The organism is Streptomyces sp., from assembly GCF_036566765.1.
Taxonomy (GTDB): Bacteria; Actinomycetota; Actinomycetes; order Streptomycetales; family Streptomycetaceae; genus Streptomyces.
Genome location: NZ_DATCVQ010000223.1, coordinates 1 through 18,251 on the forward strand (window position 1 = coordinate 1; position 18,251 = coordinate 18,251).

Here is an 18,251-nt window from a genome sequence, read left to right on the forward strand (position 1 = left end):
CCCCCGCCAAGGCCGATCAGCACATGAATCCGGCCCTCGGGCACTGTCCGAGTCGCCGGTACGTCAGACTTGTGGTGGATCCTTGTGATCGATCGCACTGTTTTGCGGTGCGGCATCATGGGGACCACCGTCCCCTGAGCAGGTCGACAAGGAGAGAACTCGTGGACGACGTTCTGCGGCGCGCCCCGCTCTTCGCGGCGCTCGATGACGAGCAGGCAGCGGAGCTGCGCGCCTCGATGAGTGAGGCGACGCTTGCCCGTGGCGACGCGCTGTTCCACGAGGGCGACCCCGGTGACCGCCTCTATGTGGTCACCGAAGGCAAGGTGAAGCTCCACCGCACCTCCCCCGACGGCCGCGAGAACATGCTGGCCGTGCTCGGCCCCGGCGAGCTCATCGGCGAGCTGTCCCTCTTCGACCCGGGCCCGCGCACCGCGACGGCGACCGCGCTGACCGAGGTCAAGCTGCTCGGCCTGGGTCACGGCGACCTCCAGCCCTGGCTGAACGCGCGCCCCGAGGTGGCCACCGCGCTTCTGCGCGCCGTCGCCCGCCGACTGCGCAAGACCAACGACCAGATGTCCGACCTGGTCTTCTCCGACGTGCCGGGCCGTGTCGCCCGCGCGCTCCTCGACCTGTCGCGCCGCTTCGGCGTGCAGTCGGAGGAGGGCATCCACGTCGTGCACGACCTCACCCAGGAGGAGCTGGCCCAGCTGGTCGGCGCCTCCCGGGAGACGGTCAACAAGGCCCTGGCGGACTTCGCCCAGCGCGGCTGGCTCCGCCTGGAGGCCCGCGCGGTGATCCTGCTGGACGTGGAGCGCCTCGCGAAGCGCTCGCGGTAGGCACCCTCGTACTCAGACTCGTACGTACGCGAAAGGCCGCCCCGGTCGGACCGGGGCGGCCTTTCGCGCGTGTGGATCGGCTGCGGCCCTTTGCGCGTTCAGCCGATCGAGACTACTTCTTCGTGTCGATGATCAGCGGGTTGCCGCTACCGCCGCCGCACGGCACCGCGTAGACCGGGTTCTTCGCCGCGGCCTGCTTGTACGCCTCGATGCACTGGTTCATCAGCACCTTGTCCGTCAGCGAGTTGCTGAGGATCTTGTTGGCGCGCGCGATGCCCTCGGCCTCGATCCGACGGCGGTCGGACTCGGCCTTGGCCGTACGGGCCGCCTCCGTCGCCCGCTCGGTGGCCTGCTGCTGCTGGATCTTGCTGTCGATCTGGTCCTGCAGCCGGTCCGACGGCTTCACGTTGCGCAGGTTGACCGTGGTGACGGCGATGCCGCGGGGCGCCAGGCGCTCCTTGATCAGGTCGGCGATCTCAGCGTTGATCTTCTCGCGGTCGCTCGCATAGCCCTGCTCGCTCGTGTAGCGGGCGAAGACGTTGCGGACGATCTCACGGCTGTCCGGGTAGACCAGGCGCTGCTGGATGGCGTCCTCGGTGCCGGCGAGCTTGTACAGCTCGACCGACTTGGCCGGGGTCACCGCCCACTTCACGGTCACCTCGGCGTACATCACGCCGCCCTGCGAGGAGCGGACCTCGATCACGTCCTTGTCGGAGAGGTTGAGGTCGACCGGACGGGTCGAGAAGGTCGTGACGTCCGTGAACGGCGACTTGAAGTGCATGCCCGAGGTCATCGGGGCGCCCACCTTGCCAAAGGCGACCGGAACGCCCACCTCGTACGCGCTGATGACGTACAGCGTGCTGCCGATCAGCGCGAACACGCCGGCGAGCAGGGCGCCGAGGGAGCCGAGCTTCAGGCCGCGGTTGCCGTTGCCGCGGCCTATGAAGAACAGCACCGCTGCGGCGATGAGCAGAAGGATGGATATGACGAACACGGGCTTTCCCCCCGAGAGCTACGGCCAGAAGTAAACGGAGCGTAAAGCACGACCCGAATGATCCACTTCTCAGGGGGGCGGACGGCGAACTGCCACCGGCGCCGCGTCAGATCAGGCCGTGCTCCTTCAGGTACTCCAACTGCGCCCGGACCGACATCTCCGCCGCCGGCCACAGGGACCGGTCGACGTCCGCGTACACCTGGGCCACCACCTGGGCCGCCGTGGTGTGACCGTTCTCGACCGCGGTCTCCACCTGGGCCAGCCGGCCCGCCCTGTGCGCCAGGTAGAACTCGACCGCGCCCTGCGCGTCCTCCAGGACCGGCCCGTGCCCCGGCAGGACCGTGTGCACCCCGTCGTCGACCGTGAGCGAGCGCAGCCGGCGCAGCGAGTCGAGATAGTCGCCGAGCCGGCCGTCCGGGTGCGCCACTATCGTCGTGCCGCGCCCCAGGATCGTGTCGCCCGTCAGGACCGCCCGGTCGGCGGGCAGATGGAAGCTGAGCGAGTCCGAGGTGTGGCCGGGGGTGGGCACGACCCGCAGCTCCAGGCCGCCCAGCGCGATCACGTCGCCCGCACCGAGGCCCTCGTCGCCCAGCCGGAGCGCCGGGTCCAGCGCCCGTACGTGAGTCCGCGTCAGCTCCGCGAACCGGCCCGCGCCCTCCGCGTGGTCCGGGTGGCCGTGCGTGAGCAGGGTCAGTGCGACCCGTTTGCCGAGCTCCTCGGCGGTACGGATCACTCGCGTCAGATGCGCCTCGTCCAGCGGGCCCGGGTCGACCACGACCGCGAGGTCCGAGTCCGGCTCGGAGAGGATCCAGGTGTTCGTCCCGTCCAGGGTCATCGCGGACGGGTTCGGGGCCAGGACGTTGACCGCGCGGGCGGTCGTGGGCCCGGAGACCACGGCGTTCCGCGGCTGGCCCGGCAGAGCGGCTGCGTCGGTCATGCCGCGCCTCCCGCTTCCCCGGGGGCTCCGGAGCCCCCGCCTGCCGTCGGGATGTGCTTGGTGAACTCCTCGTGGCCCGGCCAGCTCAGGATCAGCTCGTCCCCGTCGAGGCGCGCCTGCGCGAGGACGGGAGTCATGTCCTGGTCGCCCGCCGCACCCAGCGCCTCCGCAGCGCTGCCGAAGCGCTCCAGGCCGCGCAGGGTCGAGATGGTCGGCGGCATCATGGTCAGCTCGCCGCGGTCGTAGCCGACCGCCGCGTCCGCCGGGCGGATCCAGACCGTGCGGTCCGCCTCCGACGAGGTGTCACGGGTCCTCTGCCCGGCCGGCAGCGCGGCCACGAAGAACCAGGTGTCGTACCGCCGGGGCTCGAACTCGGGGGTGATCCAGCGCGCCCACGCGCCCAGCAGGTCCGAGCGCAGGACGAGCCCCCGCCGGTCGAGGAACTCGGCGAAGGAGAACTCCCGGGCGATCAGCGCCTCGCGGTCCCGCTCCCAGTCGTCGCCCGTGGTGTCCCCGACGACCGAGTCCGCGGTCTCGCCGGCGAGCAGCACGCCCGCCTCCTCGTACGTCTCGCGGACCGCCGCGCACACGATGGCCTGCGCCTCCGCCTCGTCCGGCACGCCGAGCCGCTCGGCCCACTCCGCCAGGGACGGTCCGGCCCAGTGCACCGGGTGCTCGTCGCGCGGGTCGACGCCGCCGCCGGGGTAGGCGTACGCGCCGCCCGCGAAGGCCATGGAGGCGCGGCGCCGGAGCATGTGGACGCTCGGCCCGTCGGCCCCGTCCCGCAGCAGCAGGACGGTCGCGGCCCGCTTAGGCGCCGCGGGCTTCAGCTCGCCGGTGGCGAGGGCGCGGATGCGGTCGGGCCATTCCGGTGGGTACCACTGACCATTCGACATGGCCGGATCGTATGCGCTGACGGCCCAGTGTTCGAGGGCCGATCTTCCGTGCGTGGTCGGATCGGGGGGCGGGTAGGTGTACGAGTCATGGGTACGCGCACGGCGGCCCGCCCATACGTCCGGCCCCGCCCACGCGTACGGCCCCGCCCATACGTCCGGCCCCGCCCAACGCGCACGGCCCCGCCCACACGTACGGCCCCCCGCGCATCCCTCGCGCGTGGGGGCCGTATCGGAATGCTCCGGGCCGGTGGTCAGGCCCGCTCGTCGAGCTCCACCTGGATCTCGACCTCGACCGGCGCGTCCAGCGGCAGCACCGCGACGCCCACTGCGCTGCGCGCGTGCACGCCCTTGTCGCCGAGCACCGCGCCGAGCAGCTCGCTCGCGCCGTTGAGGACGGCGGGCTGACCGGTGAAGTCGGAGGCCGAGGCGACGAAGCCGACGACCTTCACGACGCGCTTGATCCGGTCCAGGTCGCCGGCGACCGACTTCACGGCGGCCAGCGCGTTCAGCGCGCAGGTCCGCGCGAGGTCCTTCGCCTCCTCGGGCGTGACCTCGGCGCCGACCTTGCCGGTCACCGGAAGCTTGCCCGCCACCATAGGCAGCTGGCCCGCGGTGTAAACGTACGGCCCGGACTGCACGGCCGGCTGGTACGCGGCCAGCGGCGGCACGACCTCCGGCAGGGTCAGCCCCAGCTCGGCGAGCTTCGCCTCGACAGCCCCGCTCACGGCTTCGGCCGCTTCAGGTAGGCCACGAGCTGCTCGGGGTTGTTCGGCCCGGGCACGACCTGGACGAGCTCCCAGCCGTCCTCGCCCCAGGTGTCCAGAATCTGCTTGGTCGCGTGCACGAGAAGGGGCACGGTCGCGTATTCCCACTTGGTCATGGAGCCGACTGTAGCCGCTGCCACAGGCAGCCTCCTGCTTGGACGGCCCCGCCAGTGGTTAGGCTCGATGACGTGAGCAGGCTCCAGGTCGTCAGCGGCAAGGGTGGTACCGGTAAGACGACGGTCGCCGCCGCCCTCGCGCTCGCCCTCGCGACCGAGGGCAAGCGGACCCTCCTCGTGGAGGTCGAGGGCAGACAGGGCATCGCACAGGTCTTCGAGACCGAGGCCCTTCCCTATGAAGAACGCAAGATCGCCGTCGCCCCGGGCGGCGGAGAGGTGTACGCGCTGGCGATCGACGTCGAGCTCGCACTCCTCGACTACCTCCAGATGTTCTACAAACTGGGCAGCGCGGGCCGGGCCCTGAAGAAGCTCGGCGCGATCGACTTCGCGACGACGATAGCGCCGGGGGTGCGGGACGTCCTGCTCACCGGCAAGGCGTGCGAGGCCGTCCGGCGGCGCGAGAAGCAGGGCGGGTTCACGTACGACTACGTCGTCATGGACGCGCCCCCGACCGGCCGCATCACCCGCTTCCTGAACGTCAACGACGAGGTGGCGGGGCTGGCCAGGATCGGCCCGATACACAACCAGGCGCAGGCGGTCATGCGCTTCCTCAAGTCCCCGGACACGGCTGTGCATCTGGTGACCCTCTTGGAGGAGATGCCGGTCCAGGAGACCGCGGACGGCATCGCCGAGCTCCAGGACGCCGAACTGCCGGTCGGCAACGTCATCGTGAACATGGTCCGACCGCACGTCCTGGACGAGGAGGCGGTACGCGCCGCGGCCGGCGGCCACCGTGCGGGGATCGCGGCCGCGCTGACGGCCGCGGGCGTCCCCGGTGCCACGCGCCTTGTCGACCCGCTCCTGGAACAGGCGGGCGAGCACGCGCAAAGGGTCGCCCTGGAGCGCGAGCAGCGGGCCGTACTGGCGGGCCTGGACGTGCCGACGTACGAACTGCCCTTCCTCGGGGAGGGCGCGGACATCGCCGGTCTCTACCGGCTGGCGAAGGAACTGCGGAAACTGGGGGTCGGCGCGTGACCGAGCGGGAGACGGAGACGGCCGCGCAGGCGGAAGCGCTCGCGGCATCCGAGGCCTCTCAGGGGACGACGGACGTCGCGGGATCCATGGGGATCGACTCCGTGCCCGTCCTCGCCCTCGATCCGATCCTCGACGACCGGGGCACCCGGATCATCGTCTGCTGCGGCGCGGGCGGTGTCGGCAAGACGACCACGGCGGCGGCCCTCGGTGTGCGCGCGGCCGAGCGGGGGCGGCGGGTCGTCGTCCTCACGATCGACCCGGCGCGGCGGCTGGCCCAGTCGATGGGCATCGACTCCCTCGACAACGTCCCCCGCAAGGTGGACGGCATCAAGGGCTCGGACGGCGGCGAACTGCACGCCATGATGCTCGACATGAAGCGGACCTTCGACGAGATCGTCGAGGCGCACGCGGACCCCGACCGGGCGCGGGCGATCCTGGAGAACCCCTTCTACCAGTCCCTGTCGGCAGGTTTCGCCGGTACGCAGGAATACATGGCGATGGAGAAGCTCGGCCAGCTGCGGGCCAAGGACGAGTGGGACCTGATCGTCGTCGACACTCCCCCGTCCCGTTCGGCCCTGGACTTCCTGGACGCGCCGAAGCGGCTCGGGTCCTTCCTGGACGGGAAGTTCATCAAGCTGCTGATGGCGCCGGCGAAGGTGGGCGGCCGGGCGGGGATGAAGTTCCTCAACGTCGGCATGTCCCTGATGACCGGGACGCTGGGGAAGCTGCTCGGCGGTCAGTTCCTGAAGGACGTGCAGACCTTCGTGGCCGCGATGGACACGATGTTCGGCGGCTTCCGGACCCGCGCCGACGCCACGTACAAGCTGCTGCAGGCCCCCGGCACGGCGTTCCTCGTGGTCGCCACGCCGGAGCGGGACGCGCTGCGCGAGGCGGCGTACTTCGTGGAGCGGCTGGCCGCGGAGCGCATGCCGCTGGCGGGCCTGATCCTCAACCGGGTGCACGGCAGCGGGGCCGTACGGCTCTCCGCCGAGCGGGCGCGGGCCGCCGCAGAAAATCTTGGCGAGGGCCGCATTGTGGATCAGCAGGCCGGGAAGACTGGTGTTCGTGGCCCTGGGGCCGCCTCTCCCGAGCCGTCCGCATCCCCCGTCGACGGCGACGTAGACCCGACGACAGATCCCGCGTCAGACAGCGCGACAGACACGACAACCCAGCCCTCGGTCGAGCAGTTGACCGCGGGTCTGCTCCGGCTGCACGCCGAGCGGATGCAGGTGATCGCGCGCGAACAGCGCACGCGGGATCGCTTCACCGCGCTGCACCCCGAAGTGGCGGTGGCCGAAGTGGCCGCGCTCCCCGGCGACGTGCACGACCTCGCCGGCCTCCGGGCCATCGGGGATCGACTCACGACCGGCTCCACGTCCCCGGCCTGAGCGACGACGCCGAGCTGCACGCGGTCGAGCCGCGAAGCCGGCGTCGGAATCGTCACGTGGGGGCCTAGCCCACCGCGGCGTACGCCTCGTACGTCTCGTCGTCGTTCATGGCGACGGGCAGCAGGCCCGCGCCGCGCTCGTACTCGGTCCGCGCGGTCTCGAGGAGCCGGCGCCACGAGGTGACGGTCGGCCGCCGACGCAGCAGGGCACGGCGCTCGCGCTCCGTCATCCCGCCCCACACGCCGAACTCGACGCGGTTGTCCAGCGCATCGGCCAGACACTCGGTCCGCACCGGGCATCCGGTGCACACCGCCTTGGCCCTGTTCTGCGCCGCTCCCTGCACGAACAGTTCATCCGGATCGGTAGTGCGGCAGGCCGCCTGCGCACTCCAGTCAGCTACCCAGCCCATACCGGCGCCGTCCTCTCCCGAATCGAGGCTCCCCCACGGCGGCAGCGGCATATTCACCGCTGCCAGTTGAGGACGTTACGGAAGGTGGGCACAGCGCAACACCCCCTTCGGGCCCAATCTTGAATGGTCCGAACGGACTATGTGTACGCGGCAGATCACCCAGGGGAGTGACCGAAGGACATGCAAGACTTTCCGGGTGAATTCTGGGCATAAAGCCCGGGTCGCACTGGGCACGGAATGACGCATGCGGCGGAATCGGGCATTGGCGTCCCACGCTTCGGGTTCATGGGTCGTCGCGCCAAATTCATGCCGGGGTCTTGATGCAGAACCACACAGCTGTGACAGTTGAGAGCAGCTTAGGCCAAGGCATATACGCGTGTCCGACGAATGAGAACGTAGACACCTCACGTTGCTATGCCGTGCTATGCCGTCAAGTTGGTCGGCCTTGAGAGCCAGGGCCCTCGAACAGTTCTGACCAGGCAGGGGAGAATCCCGGCATGGCGATGGCACGGCACTGGTACTCCTCCTCGCCCGTCGTGGACGGGCACCCGCTCCTGGATGAGCCGGGCTTCTGGCCTGCGTACTTGGCGGACCTGGCTGAGGGGTTCACGCCGGAGGCCTTCGGATCGGACGCGGGCGACGCGGACGCCATGCTGGACACGCTCCACGCCCCGTCTGCATGGCCCATGTTCACGATGCCGCTGGCCGGCGGCTTCGCGATCGTCGTGCACTTCAACAGCGGCGAGGAGTTCACCACCACCGACTACTTCCTCACGCACCCCGACTGGAGCCAGGATCTCGTCCTGTCCAGCGACGATCAGGACCGCATCGGTCCGGGGCTGTGCTGGCCCGAGCTCGCCGCCCTGCTGGAGGCACCACCGGGTGCGGCAGGCGTCACTAACCCTCACGCCCGTCTCCTCCTTCTTCTGCCTGTTCTCGGTGACGCGGCGGTCCCGGACGAGGCCGTGACGGCGGTGATCGAGGCTCTGGTTGCTCAGGGTGCGCCCGAGGCGAACGAGGCGTTGGCCAGACATCTGCTTCAGGGGCACCCCATGTGGGGCGCCGAGGACTGGTGGTTCGACGATGACGAACAGAGCTGGCTCTGCGAGGGCGATCACAGCCCCCGCAAGATCCCTCTCGGCGACCACCTGCCGCCACAACAGCGAGCCGCCCTCGAAGCCTGCCTCGCTCCCCGCTGACTGTCGCAAGCAGCGCTGACACGTTGACCGCACTGGATGCCCGTAATGAGGCGAAGGCCCAGAGGTAGCCGGCCCGGCTGCACCTGGATGTCACGGTCTGGTACTCGAACGCTCCGAGAAGCACCCGCTCCTGCGGAACGCTCATAACTACGGATTAGGCTGCCCCCATGGCAAAGAAGCGCTCGGGCGGTGGTCTGACCGGGACCCAGCAGGCCGCCAAGTTTCTCGGTGTCAGTGTTCTCTCCGGAGCGGTGCTGGCGGGAATCGCCCTGCCCGCAGCCGGGGCACTGGGACTCGCGGCCAAGGGAACCGTCGAGGGATTCGACGAGATCCCCGCGAATCTGAAGACGCCGCCGCTCAGTCAGCGCACCCAGATCCTGGACTCCGAGGGCGGTCGCATCGCCACGGTCTACTCCCGCGACCGCACGGTCGTGCCGCTGGAGAAGATCTCCCCGTACATGCAGAAGGCGATCGTCGCGATCGAGGACTCGCGCTTCTACGAGCACGGGGCGATCGACCTCAAGGGCGTGCTGCGCGCGATCAACCGGAACGCGCAGTCCGGCGGCGTCGCCCAGGGCGCGTCGACCCTCACCCAGCAGTACGTGAAGAACGTCTTCGTCGAGGAGGCCGGTGACGACCCCGACAAGGTCGCCCAGGCCACCCAGCAGACCATCGGCCGCAAGGTGCGCGAGCTCAAGTACGCGATCCAGGTCGAGGAGGAGCTGGGGAAGAAGAAGATCCTGGAGAACTACCTCAACATCACGTTCTTCGGGCAGCAGGCCTACGGCATCGAGTCGGCCTCCCAGCGCTACTTCTCCAAGCACGCCAAGGACCTGCAGGTGGAGGAGGCTGCGATGCTCGCGGGCATCGTGCAGTCGCCGAGCCGGTACGACCCCGTGAACGACGCGCAGGAGGCGACCAAGCGCCGCAACGTCGTGCTCCAGCGCATGGCGGACCTGAAGGACATCAGCCAGGCGGAGGCGGACCGGGCCAAGGCCACCCCGGTGAAGCTGAAGGTGAGCAAGCCCAAGAACGGCTGCATCACCGCCGTCAGCGGCGCCGGCTTCTTCTGCGACTACGTCAAGCAGGTCTTCCTCTCCGACCCGGTCTTCGGCAAGACCCGCGAGGACCGGGCCAAGATCTGGAACCAGGGCGGCCTGACCGTCAAGACCACCCTGGACCCGCAGGCCCAGGAGGCGGCCCAGCAGTCGATCAAGGACCACGTGTACCAGGACGACAAGGTCGCCGCCGCGGTGACCATGGTCGAGCCGGGCAGCGGCAAGATCCTCGCGATGGGCCAGTCCAAGCCGTACGGCTTCGGCGAGCACGAGACCACGATCAACTACTCGGTGAACAAGCGGCAGGGCGGCTCGAACTTCGGCTTCCCGGTCGGTTCGACCTTCAAGCCCTTCCTCGCCGCGGCCGCCCTCGAGCAGGGCCGGCCGCCGACGCAGGTGTACTCGGCGCCGTACGAGATGCCGTACCCCGCCTCGATCCCCACCTGCTCCGGGGCGCCGTGGGTGAACGACGGCGGCTACACGCTGGAGAACGAGAACGAGAAGGAGGTCGGTCCGTACGCGCTGCGGCAGGCGATGGAGATGTCGGTCAACACCTACTTCGTGCAGATGATCCAGGACATCGGCCTCTGCCCGGTGGTGGACATGACCGACAAGCTCGGCGTGGTCCAGGGCAACGGCACGAAGCTGCCGGTGTCGCCCTCGGCGCTGACCCTCGGCTCGACCGGTATCTCGCCGCTGACGATGGCGACGGCGTACGCGGCCTTCGCCAACCGGGGCACGTACTGCACGCCGACCGCGATCGAGTCGATCAGGGCCGCGGACGGCTCGAAGCTCGACGTGCCGAAGTCGACCTGCAGCAAGGCGATGACCGAGCGCACCGCGGACACCATCAACACGCTGCTGCGCGGCGTGGTCGACTCCGGTACGGGTCAGCAGGCCGGTCTGGGCAGCCGCGACAGCGCGGGCAAGACGGGTACGACGGACGAGCGGAAGAACGCCTGGTTCGTCGGCTACACGCCCCAGCTGTCGGGCGCGGTGTGGGTCGGCAGCGCCAGCCAGCAGGTCTCGATGGAACGGATCACGATCGGCGGCGTCTACCGCGCCCAGGTGTTCGGCGGTCAGGTCCCGGGGCCGATCTGGAAGGACGCGATGACGGGCGCACTGGACGGCCAGCCCGCGACGCCGTTCGTGACCGTCCACATCCCGGACGCGCAGAAGGACCCGAAGGACAAGGACCGCGACAAGAACCGTCCGGGCCGCGACAACAAGCCGGGCGACGACGGGAACATCTTCCCGGACATCCAGTTCCCGCCGGACCTGATCGGCGGCGGCCGGGGCGGCCGGAGCAACGGCGGCGGAGGCCGGTAGAAGGCAGTAGGCAGTAGCAGTAGGCAGAACGACGGATGGGGCGCCCCGAGGGGCGCCCCATCCGCGTTGTCGGGCTGACTCTGCCGGCGAGGATCTTGGTCACGACGTTCAGCCGGCACGAAGCTCGGTCACGACGTACAGCCGGCGAGCAGCTCGGTCACACCGTTCAGCCCGCGAGCAGCTTCTTCACCGTGGCGGCGACGCGGCCGCCCTCCGCCCGCCCCGCGACCTTCGGGTTCACGATCTTCATGACCGCGCCCATCGCACGCGGGCCCTCGGCCCCGCCGTCGCGGGCCTCGGCGACCGCCGCGGCCACGATCTGCTCCAGCTCGTCGTCGCTCAGCTGCTGCGGCAGGTACGCGTCGAGGACGACGCCCTCCGCCTTCTCGCGCTCCGCCTGCTCGGCGCGACCGCCCTGCGCGAAGGCCTCGGCGGCCTCACGGCGCTTCTTCGCCTCCTTGGCGATGACCGTCTGCACCTCGTCGTCGGAGAGCTCGCGCTTGGTCTTGCCCGCGACCTCCTCCTTGGTGATGGCGGACAGGGTCAGCCGGAGCGTCGACGAAATCAGTTCGTCGCGCTCCTTGATCGCGGCATTGAGGTCTTCCTGCAGCTTGGACTTGAGCGTGGTCATGGGTTCTTCTTAGCCCCTCGTCATGGACCCGGTCAAAGAGCTTTCGCAGGTCATCGGTGTGTGGCGGACGGCTCTTCCGCAGGTCAGGCGAGGTCGGGGCCGCCGTCGTGGGCGGCCGGCGGCCGCTCGAAAAACGTCTCCAGGGACACCGTCGCCTGCGTGCCGCGCACGCCCTCGATGGCATACAACCGGCGCAGCACGTCCTGGAGTTGCTCGGTCGTCGCGGTGCGAACCTTGACCAGGACCGAGGCGCTGCCCGCGATGACATGGGCCTCCAGGATCTCGGGGATCGCGGCGAAGGCGTCCGCGGAGTCGCCCATCCAGGCCGAGGACTCGACCATCACGAATGCCAGCACCCCCTTCCCGAGGGCCGCAGGGTCCACGTCCACCGTCGTACGCCGGATGACCCCGCGCTCGCGCAGCTTCCGCACCCGCTCGTGGGCCGCGCCCGCGGAGAGGCCGACCTCCTTGCCGAGCGCCGCGTAGGCCGTGGTCGCGTCCCGTTGGAGCGCCGCGAGCAGCCTGCGGTCGGTCTCGTCGAGGTCCGTCGCCCCAGGCGCCCTGTGCGTCCTATGCGTCCCATGCGTTGCTGCCATGGCACAACCGTATCCGCTTCTGTCATAGTCGACGCAGACAGAATGACATTCAGACAGATACCACTGGGGGATGATGATGTCTGACCAAACTCACCCGACCGTGTACGAGATCCTGGACGAGCGCTTCCGTACCGGACGCTGCGCCAACGGCGACGACGTCATGCGGGTGCTCCACTCCGGCGGCCGCTGGGTCGAGGGCCCTGTCTATCTGCCGGCCTGGCGGCAGCTCATCTGGAGCGACATTCCGAACGACCGGATGCTGCGCTGGGACGAGACGACCGGCGCCGTCGGCGTCTTCCGCTCCCCCGCCGGGCACAGCAACGGCAACACACTCGACCGCGAGGGCCGGCTGATCAGCGCCGAGCAGGGGAACCGGCGGGTGACGCGTACGGAGCACGACGGGCGGATCACCGTGCTCGCCGACCGCTGGCAGGGCAAACGGCTCAACAGCCCGAACGACGTGGTCGTGCACTCGGACGGCTCGGTGTGGTTCTCCGACCCCGACTTCGGAATCACCAGCGACTACGAGGGCTACCGCGCCGAGTCCGAGATCGGCGCCAACCAGGTGTACCGGATCGACCCGGGCAGCGCCGAGGTACGGCTCGTCGCCGACGGGTTCGGGGCGCCGAACGGGCTGGTGTTCTCGCCCGACGAGCGCGAGTTGTACGTGTCCGACACCCGGAACGGGGTCATCCGGTCCTTCGAGGTACGCGACGGCGGGACGCTGACGAACGGGTCACTGTCGGACGGCAAGGTGTTCGCCGAGATGAAGGACGGACTGGGGCGGTTCGACAACATCCGCTTCGACGACGGCGGGCGGCTGTGGGCGGCGGCCATGGGCGGCGGGGTGCACTGCTACGACCCGGACGGCACCTTGATCGGCCGACTGCTGGTGCCCGAACCGGTCGCCAACATCGCGTTCGGCGGTGCGAAGAACAACATCATGTTCCTCGCCGCGTCGACGTCGGTGTACTGCTTGATGACCGCGGTGACGGGGGCGCCGCGGATCCGCCGCTGAGGGCCCCGGCGCCACCGGGCATGGGGGCGGCGCGGGGTCTGCGACGATGGGGTCCATGCGCGCACGGTACGGAATCCCCCTGAAAATCACGGCAGGAGTCGCGGCGACGGCCGCTGCGGGTCTGATCTACTCGGCCGGCTACGAGGCCCGTTCGTTCCGGCTGCGCCGGGTCACGGTCCCCGTACTGCCTCGCGGGATGCGGGACCTGCGGGTGCTTCAGGTGTCGGACGTCCACATGGTGTGCGGGCAGGGCAAGAAGCGGGGGTGGCTGCAGTCGCTCGCGGGGCTGCGGCCCGACTTCGTCGTGAACACCGGGGACAACCTCTCCGACACGAACGCGGTGCCGGAACTGCTCGACGCGCTCGGCCCGCTGATGGAGTTCCCGGGCGTGTACGTCTTCGGGTCGAACGACTACTACGGGCCGCAGCTGCGCAACCCCGCCCGCTATCTGCTGGAGAAGGTGCAGGGCCGGCACGGCCTGAACGGCAACGCGCCGGTCGTCGGCGCGGTGCACAACCCGTGGGAGGGGATCCGGGACGCCTTTGACGAGGCTGGCTGGGTAAACCTCACGAACACCCGCGGCCGCCTGAAGCTCGGCGACATCGAGCTCGCCTTCACCGGCCTGGACGACCCGCACATCAAGCGGGACCGGTACGAGGAGGTGGCCGGCGGCCCCGACGAGTCGGCGGACTTCTCGGTGGGCCTGGTGCACGCGCCGTACCTGCGCACCCTGGACGCGTTCACGGCGGACGGCTACCCCCTGATCCTGGCGGGGCACACCCACGGCGGCCAGCTGTGCGTCCCCTTCTACGGGGCGCTGGTCACCAACTGCGACCTGGACACGGACCGCGTGAAGGGCCTGTCGACCCACACCGTCGCGGACCGCACCTCCTACCTGCACGTCTCGGCCGGCTGCGGCACCAACCGCTTCACCCCGGTCCGCTTCGCCTGCCCCCCGGAGGCCACCCTGCTGACCCTGACGGCACGCGACTGAGCCCCATCCGACCTGCGCCCAGGCCCCGGGAAAACCGGATTTCGCCTCAGCCCGCCGGTGGGCTAAAGTAATCGATGTCGCCGCGACGAGAACACCGAAGCAGCGACATCGGGGTGTAGCGCAGCTTGGCAGCGCGCTTCGTTCGGGACGAAGAGGTCGTGGGTTCAAATCCCGCCACCCCGACAGCCGTAAGACCAGGTCAGGGGCCTGATCCGAGAAATCGGATCAGGCCCCTGAGTGGTTTCCAGGGTCGGCTTGGGAGCCGACTTCGGGATCCGGCTTCCAAGTCGCACAGTTCCGCTGCTCAGCATGGACTGTCGGCGCCCGGGGCTAGCCTGCCTGCAGCGGAGTCGGTCGCGTCACATCAGCCCGGTGGAGTTCGAACGCCCTACGGCCGGAGATCAGTCAGCTCACGTAGCCCGAATTCGGCTGCATAGGTAGCAGGTGTCTACATAACGGGGCAAAGCCCACCGGCGACCTCCCCCCACCCAAGATTCGTCAGCGTCTCGACGACTCCGTCCCGAGCCAGTCACCGTCCGACCTGCAGACCCGTGGACCCTTCGCCCCGCAGATGCAGGTTCCGATGACCTGCCGACGCCGCAGCGATTGACCGCCTCGCTTCCGAAACGCCGCATTCGGCGTGCATGAATACCTGTGTTCGCGGCCTGAGATTTTAACGACCGCCGCGGAGAGGGTTTTTGCCAGCGACGCACAGGGGGAAATATTCGACGCACACAGACTACGGCGACGTGCTACTGTCGAAACCAGTTGCAGTTTTGGTACCCAAAAAACTTCAAGCGCCTCCCGTCGGCCGTATGCCGTACGGAAGCGCTTTGTATTTCCGGTCATTTTCCGGGCAGGGCATCATCGCGGCGACACGGCATCCGTACTGTGCGGATGCCGTCGTACTGCCCCAAGGAGATATGACATGGCTACTGGCACCGTGAAGTGGTTCAACGCGGAAAAGGGTTTCGGCTTCATCGAGCAGGACGGTGGCGGCCCTGACGTGTTCGCCCACTTCTCGAACATCGCCGCCCAGGGCTTCCGCGAGCTCCAGGAGGGCCAGAAGGTCTCCTTCGACATCGCGCAGGGCCAGAAGGGCCCGACGGCCGAGAACATCGTTACCGCCTGACGCTGACGCGTAATACGTAGCTGGGGCCCGCATCCCTCGGGGTGCGGGCCCCAGCTGCATGCATTTTGCAGGGTCCTCACGCACACCTGCGCCTCTCGCACTTCTTTCACGCGCGCTTGTGCCGACAATTCCTTATCCTGAGCCAAGCCGCCTGCTTTCGCATTTCATTCGGCCCGCGCCTGTGATTACCCACGCCGCTTCTCCGCGCGGGAATTCCTCGATACGAGCCGTATCAAAGGAAGGTTCTGAATGAACCCCACGCGTACGAACAGCCGTTCTTCCCGCACCCGCCGCACCGGCGGCCACACGTACGACTCCGCCGCCGGAACAGGCCGCGGCGGTCGCTCCGGTTCGTCCGCGCCGAGTCGCTCGGGAGGTCCGAGCCGGTCGGGCGGATACGGCAGGCGTCCCGCCGCGGTACAGGGCGAGTTCGCTCTGCCGAAGACGATCACTCCGGCGCTGCCCGCCGTCGAGGCGTTCGCCGACCTGGCCCTGGATCGGCGCCTCCTGGCCGCGCTCGCCGCGCAAGGCGTGTCCGTCCCGTTCCCCATCCAGGGCGCGACCCTGCCGAACTCCCTGGCGGGCCGTGACGTCCTGGGCCGCGGCCGGACCGGCTCCGGCAAGACCCTCGCCTTCGGCCTGGCCCTGCTGGCCCGCACCGCCGGACAGCTCGCCGAGCCCCGTCAGCCGCTGGCGCTGGTCCTGGTCCCCACCCGGGAACTCGCCCAGCAGGTCACCGACGCGCTCACTCCGTACGCCCGCGCCGTGAAGCTGCGCCTGGCCAGCGTCGTCGGCGGCATGCCGATCGGCCGGCAGGCGAACGCGCTGCGAAGCGGCGTCGAGGTCGTCGTGGCCACCCCCGGCCGCCTCAAGGACCTCATCGACCGCGGCGACTGCCGGCTGAACCAGGTCGCCATCACCGTCCTGGACGAGGCCGACCAGATGGCCGACATGGGCTTCATGCCCCAGGTCACCGCGCTCCTGAACCAGGTCCGCCCCGAGGGCCAGCGCATGCTGTTCTCCGCGACCCTGGACCGCAACGTCGACCTCCTGGTCCGCCGCTACCTCACCGACCCCGTCGTCCACTCGGTGGACCCCTCCCAGGGCGCGGTCACCACCATGGAGCACCACGTCCTGCACGTGCACGGCGCCGACAAGCAGCAGCTGACGACCCAGATCGCCGCGCGCGAGGGCCGCGTGATCATGTTCCTGGACACCAAGCACGCCGTGGACCGTCTCACCGAGGACCTCCTCAACTGCGGTGTCCGGGCCGCCGCCCTGCACGGCGGGAAGTCGCAGCCGCAGCGCACCCGCACCCTCGCCCGGTTCAAGACCGGGCACGTCACCGTCCTGGTCGCGACGAACGTCGCCGCGCGCGGCATCCACGTTGACAACCTCGACCTCGTCGTCAACGTGGACCCGCCGACCGATCACAAGGACTACCTCCACCGCGGCGGCCGTACCGCGCGGGCCGGTGAGTCCGGCAGCGTCGTCACCCTGGTCACCGCCAACCAGCGCCGCGACATGACCCGCCTCATGGCGGCCGCCGGCATCGTGCCCGAGACCACCCAGGTCCGCTCCGGCGAGGAGGCGCTCGCCCGGATCACCGGCGCGCGGACCCCCTCCGGCATTCCGGTGACGATCACCGCACCCGCCGCCGAGCGGCGTCAGCGCGGCACGACCTCCCGCGGCCGGCGCGGTACAGCCTCGGGCGCCCGGCGCGCCGGCGGACGGCGCTCCGTCGTCGGCGCGGCAGCCTGAGCGCCACGTGATCCGGAAGCCGACCCATCTCCACAGGAGGCACGTTGTGACGCTGGTCCAGATGCAGCCCCGCTCGACGCACGCCACCCTCGCACCCAGGACGGTGGCCGACGCCGTAGACACGGCCGGACCACAGGTCTGCGACGACATGACCGTCGAGGTGGCCCTGTCCGTCATGGCCGGGGCCCGCACCGGGCACTTGCTCGTCTGCGACAACGACGATCAGTGCACCGGCCTGGTCACCCGGACCCAGCTCACCGCCGTCCGCGACAGCGCCGTCTACACGGACCGGCTCCAGCTGCGCGACCTCTCCGGCGACGGCGGGCCGCTCACCTCGGCCAACGCCTTGACGATCAGGCGGGCGGTACGTCCCCGGGTCGTCACCCCGTCCGTCGTGGGCGAGCAGGACGACGCCCAGGGCGCCCCCGTGCCCGTCCTCGTCCTCGCGTGAAACCGCCTCACCACGGCGGAACCATCCCCTTCCTCTCCCTGTGAGGCATCGTGCGCTGTGTCATCGCCCGCTTCCCGTTCGACCTCACCAAGAGCGGCGTCCTGGAGACCATGCAGGGCGTCAAACCCGAGGAAGTCGTCGGAGAGTCCGTGATCATCGGCCGCCGCACCTACCCCGTCATGCAGGTCGGCCAGGCCATCACCCGCCAGGACCGCCGCGACTTCAGCACCGGTGAAGTCCTCCGCGCCATGACCAAGCTCGGCTTCACATGCCGCGGCCTCCCCCAGAACACCGCACCCGCCCGTGGCCTCGACCCCCTCCAGCACGCCTCCGCGATGCTCGGCGCCCGGCCGCGGCCTGACCGTGACCCGCGGGCGAACGTGAGCTGACACCCGGACAGCCGAGAGGGCCCGGCCGGCACACGCCGGCCGGGCCCTCTCGGCTGTCGGTGGATGGGGCTTCCCCAGGGTGCGAGGTCAGTGATCGGAGTAGCGGAAGTCGCCCATGGTCCAGGCGCTGACGTCCGCGATCGAGACGCGGTACATCCCGCCCGTCTCCGGGATCCCCACGGTGCCCTGAAGGATCCGCGCCATGTGGAAATGCAGATACGCGGGCGGCCCGTCCCTCCGTGTCGTAGCGGTGAAGACGGCGGAGAACTCTCCCAGGCGGGCAGAGTCCGCCAGGACCTCCGAGACCCGCTGCCTCCA

Annotated in this window: 19 protein-coding genes, 1 tRNA gene and 1 pseudogene; 12 read left to right on the forward strand and 9 right to left on the reverse strand. The window is 69.7% G+C overall.

The window, feature by feature from the left end; genetic code table 11:
• Positions 1-161: 161 nt before the first annotated feature.
• Positions 162-836 carry a Crp/Fnr family transcriptional regulator gene (locus VIU94_RS12880; RefSeq protein WP_015034542.1) on the forward strand — a complete coding sequence of 225 codons (675 nt, stop codon included), beginning with the start codon at positions 162-164 and terminating at the stop codon, positions 834-836.
• A 112-nt stretch (positions 837-948) separates the two neighbouring features.
• Here the strand turns inward: VIU94_RS12880 and VIU94_RS12885 are convergent, their stop codons facing one another.
• The 5 genes from VIU94_RS12885 to sp36 all read right to left on the reverse strand — a co-directional run bounded on the left by VIU94_RS12885 (position 949) and on the right by sp36 (position 4,543).
• On the reverse strand, positions 949-1,830 hold the full coding sequence (locus tag VIU94_RS12885) for a prohibitin family protein (protein ID WP_331910856.1): 882 nt from the start codon (positions 1,828-1,830) through the stop codon (positions 949-951).
• A 106-nt stretch (positions 1,831-1,936) separates the two neighbouring features.
• The gene (locus VIU94_RS12890) at positions 1,937-2,767 is read right to left on the reverse strand and encodes an MBL fold metallo-hydrolase (protein ID WP_331910858.1); all 831 of its coding nucleotides are present in this window, start codon (positions 2,765-2,767) and stop codon (positions 1,937-1,939) included.
• A complete protein-coding gene (locus VIU94_RS12895) occupies positions 2,764-3,663 on the reverse strand; it encodes an NUDIX hydrolase (RefSeq protein ID WP_331910860.1) in 900 nt (299 codons plus the stop codon). Before VIU94_RS12895 ends, VIU94_RS12890 begins: the two co-directional genes overlap by 4 nt.
• 251 nt (positions 3,664-3,914) lie before the next feature.
• Positions 3,915-4,388 (reverse strand): RidA family protein, encoded by a 474-nt coding sequence (locus VIU94_RS12900; RefSeq protein WP_331910862.1) that lies wholly within the window; start codon positions 4,386-4,388, stop codon positions 3,915-3,917.
• Entirely contained in the window at positions 4,385-4,543 is a 159-nt protein-coding gene (sp36, locus tag VIU94_RS12905; RefSeq protein WP_086785308.1) for a Sp36 family protein, read from the reverse strand. Before sp36 ends, VIU94_RS12900 begins: the two co-directional genes overlap by 4 nt.
• Before the next feature lie 72 nt (positions 4,544-4,615).
• Between sp36 and bagA the strand changes: the two genes are divergently transcribed.
• Positions 4,616-5,578 carry an ATPase BagA gene (gene bagA / locus VIU94_RS12910; RefSeq protein ID WP_331910864.1) on the forward strand — a complete coding sequence of 321 codons (963 nt, stop codon included), beginning with the start codon at positions 4,616-4,618 and terminating at the stop codon, positions 5,576-5,578.
• Positions 5,579-5,664: 86 nt separating this feature from the next.
• On the forward strand, positions 5,665-6,966 hold the full coding sequence (gene bagB / locus VIU94_RS12915; protein WP_331910886.1) for an ATPase BagB: 1,302 nt from the start codon (positions 5,665-5,667) through the stop codon (positions 6,964-6,966).
• 64 nt (positions 6,967-7,030) lie between these two features.
• Here bagB and VIU94_RS12920 read toward each other — a convergent pair whose 3' ends face one another.
• Positions 7,031-7,375, reverse strand: coding sequence for a WhiB family transcriptional regulator (locus VIU94_RS12920; protein WP_331910866.1), 345 nt, complete (start codon positions 7,373-7,375; stop codon positions 7,031-7,033).
• Positions 7,376-7,872: 497 nt separating this feature from the next.
• On the opposite strand from VIU94_RS12920, the gene VIU94_RS12925 reads away from it, so the two are divergent.
• Positions 7,873-8,574 (forward strand): hypothetical protein, encoded by a 702-nt coding sequence (locus tag VIU94_RS12925; protein ID WP_331910868.1) that lies wholly within the window; start codon positions 7,873-7,875, stop codon positions 8,572-8,574.
• Positions 8,575-8,741: 167 nt separating this feature from the next.
• Entirely contained in the window at positions 8,742-10,961 is a 2,220-nt protein-coding gene (locus tag VIU94_RS12930) for a transglycosylase domain-containing protein (protein ID WP_331910870.1), read from the forward strand.
• 166 nt (positions 10,962-11,127) lie between these two features.
• Here VIU94_RS12930 and VIU94_RS12935 read toward each other — a convergent pair whose 3' ends face one another.
• Positions 11,128-11,592, reverse strand: coding sequence for a GatB/YqeY domain-containing protein (locus VIU94_RS12935; RefSeq protein ID WP_331910872.1), 465 nt, complete (start codon positions 11,590-11,592; stop codon positions 11,128-11,130).
• An 83-nt stretch (positions 11,593-11,675) separates the two neighbouring features.
• Positions 11,676-12,188, reverse strand: a complete 513-nt coding sequence (locus VIU94_RS12940) for an Lrp/AsnC family transcriptional regulator (protein ID WP_331910874.1) — start codon at positions 12,186-12,188, stop codon at positions 11,676-11,678.
• Positions 12,189-12,264: 76 nt separating this feature from the next.
• Here VIU94_RS12940 and VIU94_RS12945 point away from each other — a divergent pair, with 76 nt between their 5' ends.
• The 7 genes from VIU94_RS12945 to VIU94_RS12975 all read left to right on the forward strand — a co-directional run bounded on the left by VIU94_RS12945 (position 12,265) and on the right by VIU94_RS12975 (position 17,933).
• Positions 12,265-13,206, forward strand: a complete 942-nt coding sequence (locus VIU94_RS12945; RefSeq protein WP_331910876.1) for an SMP-30/gluconolactonase/LRE family protein — start codon at positions 12,265-12,267, stop codon at positions 13,204-13,206.
• Between the two features lie 55 nt (positions 13,207-13,261).
• Positions 13,262-14,200: a metallophosphoesterase gene (locus VIU94_RS12950; RefSeq protein ID WP_331910878.1), complete on the forward strand. Its 939-nt coding sequence runs from the start codon at positions 13,262-13,264 to the stop codon at positions 14,198-14,200.
• A gap of 109 nt (positions 14,201-14,309) precedes the next feature.
• A tRNA-Pro gene (locus tag VIU94_RS12955) sits at positions 14,310-14,383 on the forward strand.
• Positions 14,384-15,128: 745 nt separating this feature from the next.
• Positions 15,129-15,332 carry a cold-shock protein gene (locus VIU94_RS12960; RefSeq protein WP_132915915.1) on the forward strand — a complete coding sequence of 68 codons (204 nt, stop codon included), beginning with the start codon at positions 15,129-15,131 and terminating at the stop codon, positions 15,330-15,332.
• A 249-nt stretch (positions 15,333-15,581) separates the two neighbouring features.
• The gene (locus tag VIU94_RS12965; RefSeq protein ID WP_331910880.1) at positions 15,582-17,093 is read left to right on the forward strand and encodes a DEAD/DEAH box helicase; all 1,512 of its coding nucleotides are present in this window, start codon (positions 15,582-15,584) and stop codon (positions 17,091-17,093) included.
• A 46-nt stretch (positions 17,094-17,139) separates the two neighbouring features.
• The gene (locus VIU94_RS12970) at positions 17,140-17,544 is read left to right on the forward strand and encodes a CBS domain-containing protein (protein WP_331910882.1); all 405 of its coding nucleotides are present in this window, start codon (positions 17,140-17,142) and stop codon (positions 17,542-17,544) included.
• 50 nt (positions 17,545-17,594) lie between these two features.
• Positions 17,595-17,933 carry an SCO5918 family protein gene (locus VIU94_RS12975; protein ID WP_331910884.1) on the forward strand — a complete coding sequence of 113 codons (339 nt, stop codon included), beginning with the start codon at positions 17,595-17,597 and terminating at the stop codon, positions 17,931-17,933.
• An 87-nt stretch (positions 17,934-18,020) separates the two neighbouring features.
• Here VIU94_RS12975 and VIU94_RS12980 read toward each other — a convergent pair.
• Positions 18,021-18,251: pseudogene (locus VIU94_RS12980) on the reverse strand (hypothetical protein); the annotation flags it as partial.

What these genes read in the sequence shown, in the direction of transcription:
- VIU94_RS12890 (WP_331910858.1), bottom strand. Translation starts at nt 2,767, where the DNA reads ATGACCGACGCAGCCGCTCTGCCGGGCCAGCCGCGGAACGCCGTGGTC.
- VIU94_RS12895 (WP_331910860.1), bottom strand. Translation starts at nt 3,663, where the DNA reads ATGTCGAATGGTCAGTGGTACCCACCGGAATGGCCCGACCGCATCCGC.
- sp36 (WP_086785308.1), bottom strand. Translation starts at nt 4,543, where the DNA reads ATGACCAAGTGGGAATACGCGACCGTGCCCCTTCTCGTGCACGCGACC.
- bagB (WP_331910886.1), top strand. Translation starts at nt 5,665, where the DNA reads ATGGGGATCGACTCCGTGCCCGTCCTCGCCCTCGATCCGATCCTCGAC.
- VIU94_RS12920 (WP_331910866.1), bottom strand. Translation starts at nt 7,375, where the DNA reads ATGGGCTGGGTAGCTGACTGGAGTGCGCAGGCGGCCTGCCGCACTACC.
- VIU94_RS12925 (WP_331910868.1), top strand. Translation starts at nt 7,873, where the DNA reads ATGGCGATGGCACGGCACTGGTACTCCTCCTCGCCCGTCGTGGACGGG.
- VIU94_RS12930 (WP_331910870.1), top strand. Translation starts at nt 8,742, where the DNA reads ATGGCAAAGAAGCGCTCGGGCGGTGGTCTGACCGGGACCCAGCAGGCC.
- VIU94_RS12935 (WP_331910872.1), bottom strand. Translation starts at nt 11,592, where the DNA reads ATGACCACGCTCAAGTCCAAGCTGCAGGAAGACCTCAATGCCGCGATC.
- VIU94_RS12940 (WP_331910874.1), bottom strand. Translation starts at nt 12,188, where the DNA reads ATGGCAGCAACGCATGGGACGCATAGGACGCACAGGGCGCCTGGGGCG.
- VIU94_RS12945 (WP_331910876.1), top strand. Translation starts at nt 12,265, where the DNA reads ATGTCTGACCAAACTCACCCGACCGTGTACGAGATCCTGGACGAGCGC.
- VIU94_RS12950 (WP_331910878.1), top strand. Translation starts at nt 13,262, where the DNA reads ATGCGCGCACGGTACGGAATCCCCCTGAAAATCACGGCAGGAGTCGCG.
- VIU94_RS12960 (WP_132915915.1), top strand. Translation starts at nt 15,129, where the DNA reads ATGGCTACTGGCACCGTGAAGTGGTTCAACGCGGAAAAGGGTTTCGGC.
- VIU94_RS12965 (WP_331910880.1), top strand. Translation starts at nt 15,582, where the DNA reads ATGAACCCCACGCGTACGAACAGCCGTTCTTCCCGCACCCGCCGCACC.